At 71.9% G+C, this 3,294-nt stretch carries 3 protein-coding genes; 1 reads left to right on the top strand and 2 read right to left on the bottom strand.

Features of this window, described 5'->3' with window-relative positions:
• On the top strand, window positions 1-625 hold a 625-nt coding region (locus ACWELQ_RS41865; RefSeq protein ID WP_452402534.1), incomplete at its 5' end, for an Lrp/AsnC family transcriptional regulator.
• 74 nt (window positions 626-699) lie between these two features.
• Here the strand turns inward: ACWELQ_RS41865 and ACWELQ_RS41860 are convergent.
• A complete protein-coding gene (locus tag ACWELQ_RS41860; protein ID WP_452402533.1) occupies window positions 700-1,398 on the bottom strand; it encodes a helix-turn-helix domain-containing protein in 699 nt (232 codons plus the stop codon).
• Window positions 1,395-2,936: an APC family permease gene (locus ACWELQ_RS41855; RefSeq protein WP_452402532.1), complete on the bottom strand. Its 1,542-nt coding sequence runs from the start codon at window positions 2,934-2,936 to the stop codon at window positions 1,395-1,397. The genes ACWELQ_RS41860 and ACWELQ_RS41855 overlap by 4 nt, the downstream gene beginning before the upstream one ends.
• Between the last annotated feature and the right edge of the window lie 358 nt (window positions 2,937-3,294).

Below are 3,294 nucleotides of genomic sequence, written 5' to 3'. Positions count from 1 at the left end.
ACAGCTGCCGGGCATTCCCGGCCTGGTGGAGAGCAACACGCTGCCGGTGCTGCGATACTTCCGGACGGTGCACGAATGGCGGCCCGCGCTGCTGGACGACGCGGAAGCGGCCGCGCTGGCCGAATTCCCGCCGCTGACGCCCTCACCGACCGGGGCGGGCGCGCGGCGGCTGGCACGGGAGGAACAGCTCATCGTGCGGTCGCTGGCCGAGGACGGCCGCCGCACCTACGACGAGATCGCCCGCATCGCAGGCGTTTCCGAGCCGACCGCCCGCCGCCGCGTGGAGGCGCTAAGGCGGGACGGCACCGTGCACGTGCGCGCCCTCGTCGCACCGGCCGCGCTCGGGCTGGGGGTGGAGGCACTGCTGTGGATCAAAACCCGGCCCGACGCGGTGGACGCGGTCGGCGCGCTGCTGCTGGATTCGCCGTACGTCCGCTACGCCGCGGCCATCATGGGCGACCACCAGATCGTCGCCGACGTCGCCGTCCCCGACAAGCGCAGCCTCTACGAACTGGTGACCACCTCGAACTGGGTCACCCACGCCGACTCGGTGGCCACCTCACTGGTCGTGGACGTCCTCAAAACCAGTGGCGTGCAACGGGTGAGCGGCCTCACGGGTCGCTGAGATCGCCTGGCGGCAGGTTTCGGGGCCGGGCTCACCGGTCGCCGAGACTGATGCGCAACTGGCCGCGGGCAGGGTCACCGGTCGGTGAGGCGGGCTTGCAGCAGGTCGCGGCCGGGCGCGAGGAGATTCAGCGCAGCATCGAGGTCCCGTAAGCGGGCGGCGGTGGTCGACAGGATGAGACCGGCCACCAGGGTGCCACCGCGGTCGCGCACCGGGACCGCGAGACAGCCGTGGCCGGGGCGCAATTCGTCGACCTGGACCGCGTAGCCGCGTCCGCGCGCTTCCGCGTCGGTCTCCGCGAGGGCGAGTCGCCCGATAGCGGAGACGGTGAGATCGCCGGTGATGAGGCGCTGGTTCTCGATCGGGAAATCCGGGTCGGCGTCGAGGATGCGTACTCGCGGTCGTGGTGTGCCGGTGCGGTGGTACCCGGCCAGGTGAATGCCCGCGCGCAATCCGCGCCGCAACCCGTCGAGCACTTCGAGCGTGGCAGCGGGCAGGACCGGGGGAGCGGCCATCCCGGCCAGTTCGGTGACCTTGGTGCCGAGGGCGAATCCGGTCAGATCCGGCGTGCGCACCAGATATTCCTGCTGCACCAGCAAATTCAGCAGCCGGTACGCGGTCGCGCGCGGCATGCCCAGATTGCGGCTGATCTCGCGCGCGGTCACCCCGGGACCGCAGGCGGCGACCTCCTCCAGCACCACGAGCGCGCTGAGCACGGCTTTCGGCTGCCGCCCACCGATTTCGCCCGGATGCCCTCCACCCGTCAAGCTCACCAGCTCCTCCCGCCGAGCCCGCCGGTCCCGCCCACCGTGCCGGTCCCGCCGAGTCCGGCGGAGCCGCCCAGGACCTCGGCGCCGATGGGGATGTCGTGGGTGCCGAGGTCCGGCAGTCGCCGTCGGCGCAATCGCCAGGAGATCGTCGTGCCTGCCACCAGTGCGAGTACGAACAGCCAGACGCCCGCCGCGCGGGTGCCGTCCCACTCGGTGGCCAGGAATACCGTCAGGCAGCCGGACAGTCCGCCCGCGGTGGCCAGGGCCAGCGCGACCGGGATCGGGGTGAGTTCGCCTATGCGCCACAGGAACAGCGGCACCGCCAGGCACACCAGCAGGTAGGCGAGTACGTAGCCGCCCGCCGACACCACCAGCAGCACGCCCGCGGTCTGCTCGACACCCGTCCCGCTCGCGAGCATCAGCAGCGGAACCGCGATGGCGATCGGCATCGACATCCCGATGGCGACATGCGGTGTGCGCCAATCCGGGTGGGTGCGGCTCAGGGCTGCGGGGAGCACGCCGTCGATGCCCATGCTCAGCAGCACCCGCACCAGCGCGGTCGAGGAGGCGAGTGCGCACGCGAAGAACGAGGCCGTGACACCGCAATCCAGGATGGGGGAGATCCACCCCACCCGGTAATACGACGACAGCGCGTCCACCGGGACCGCGGCGGCCCCCGGCGTCAGCCCGGCCAGCCGGAAACCGGTGGCCTGCACCGAGGTCGCGGCCACCACCAGCACTCCGGTCGCGATCGGCGACCACACCAGCACCCGCGGCACCGTCGCGAACGGCCGCCGGGCCTCCACCGACAGCGACGCGGCGCTCTCGAACCCGACGAACGCAGTGATCGCGATGACCACACCCACCACGAAACCCGGCACCGGCACCCGGGCCGGCGCGAGCAGTTCGGGCGCGACCACCCGGCCCTGCCCGAACCACAGCACCGTGATCAGCGCCAGCAACACCGCCACCGCCACCGACTCCACCAGCAGGCTCAGCCGCGCCGACACCCGCACCCCGCGCAGCATCACCACCGTGCACAGCAGCCCGGCGGTGAGCACGCACAGCGGCGCGAACGCCGGGCCGGTGACCCCGCCGAACCCCAAGGCCGCGAGCACATTCGCCACATGCGGGCCGATATTGGCCAGCGAGTACATGGCGATGAACGCGTACCCGAGAATCAAGGCGATTCCGGACGACAACGCCCCGCCCGCCCCGAGCCCCTTGGCGGTGAACGTGTACAGCGACCCCGCCGTGCTGACCCGCTTGGTGAACTGGTTGACCGCCGCCGCCACCGGAAGCGTCAGCGCCGCACCGGCGACGGCCGCCCACAGCGCGCCGTCCCCGGCCACACCCACCAGCAGCCCGGGCGTGGTGGCGGCCGCCGCGCCCGGCGCGATGGCCGAGATCGACTGCGCCAGCACATCCGCGAACCCGAGACTGCGCCGCCGCAGCCCCGACATCGGCGAGGTGTCCGACACCCCGGTGACCGAGGGCGGATCGGCGATCGCCCGATCCAAGGCGCTGGTACGACGGCTCATACGCCCGGAAAATACGAATCCCGTATGTCGCACGGATTTCGGTGCGGTCATCGCTGTGTGAGCTCGAATGAGACACCCCGGCGGCCGCGGCGTCTCATTCACCGCGGCCCCGACCTTTACCACGAGGTCACGGCTGGGAAAAGCAGTGCGCCAACAGTGTTGAGGGTTCGCCCAACCCTCGCCCCGGAGGTGCACCATGGCCCCCACACCCCCACCACCCGGCAACGCCACCGCCCCGCCCGGCAGCACCACGGCCCGGTCCGGCGGTGTTGATGCCACGCCCGTAACACCATCCGGGCTGAGCGGCAGGCTCGGGGCGGGGGCGATCGTGTTCATGGTGGTCGCGGCGGCCGCGCCG

The organism is Nocardia sp. NPDC004722 (assembly GCF_053601505.1).
The sequence above is the reverse complement of the archived record's forward strand: the minus strand, read 5'-3'. Positions and strand labels throughout refer to the sequence as shown.

Bases quoted from the DNA above. Each gene is read 5' to 3' on its own strand.
- ACWELQ_RS41855 (WP_452402532.1), bottom strand. From the start codon at position 2,936: ATGAGCCGTCGTACCAGCGCCTTGGATCGGGCGATCGCCGATCCGCCC.